We start from the raw sequence: 512 nt of genomic DNA on the forward strand, positions 1-512 counted from the left end.
AAAACAAAGGCGCCGTTTCCGGCGCCTCTGGCAAAACTGGCGGAGTGGACGGGACTCGAACCCGCGACCTCCGGCGTGACAGGCCAGCATTCTAACCGACTGAACTACCACTCCGCGTTCTGAAACCTTGTTTGTAACTCGGCCCGAAGTCCGCCGCGAAGCTCGCTTCGGCGACACTCCGAAAACCCGTGTTCGGCATTCGGGCTACGGCCGCAAAACAAAGGCGCCGTTTCCGGCGCCTCTGGCAAAACTGGCGGAGTGGACGGGACTCGAACCCGCGACCTCCGGCGTGACAGGCCAGCATTCTAACCGACTGAACTACCACTCCGCGTTTTGAACCTTTCCGCCCGCCGCGCCTGGGCGCGATCGAACGTTCTCACTCTTTGGAAAACAAAGGCGCCGTTTCCGGCGCCTCTGGCAAAACTGGCGGAGTGGACGGGACTCGAACCCGCGACCTCCGGCGTGACAGGCCAGCATTCTAACCGACTGAACTACCACTCCGCGTTTTGAAC

Annotated in this window: 3 tRNA genes; all 3 read right to left on the reverse strand. The window is 61.3% G+C overall.

What is annotated here, in order from left to right:
* Positions 1 to 37 precede the first annotated feature (37 nt).
* The 3 genes from AC3A57_RS22920 to AC3A57_RS22930 all read right to left on the reverse strand — a co-directional run bounded on the left by AC3A57_RS22920 (position 38) and on the right by AC3A57_RS22930 (position 501).
* Positions 38 to 114, reverse strand: a tRNA-Asp gene (locus tag AC3A57_RS22920).
* Between the two features lie 137 nt (positions 115 to 251).
* Positions 252 to 328 (reverse strand) — tRNA-Asp (locus tag AC3A57_RS22925).
* Positions 329 to 424: 96 nt separating this feature from the next.
* Positions 425 to 501: transfer RNA gene (locus AC3A57_RS22930), tRNA-Asp, on the reverse strand.
* Positions 502 to 512: the final 11 nt, after the last annotated feature.

Source organism: Lysobacter sp. Soil_C_15 (genome assembly GCF_057657315.1).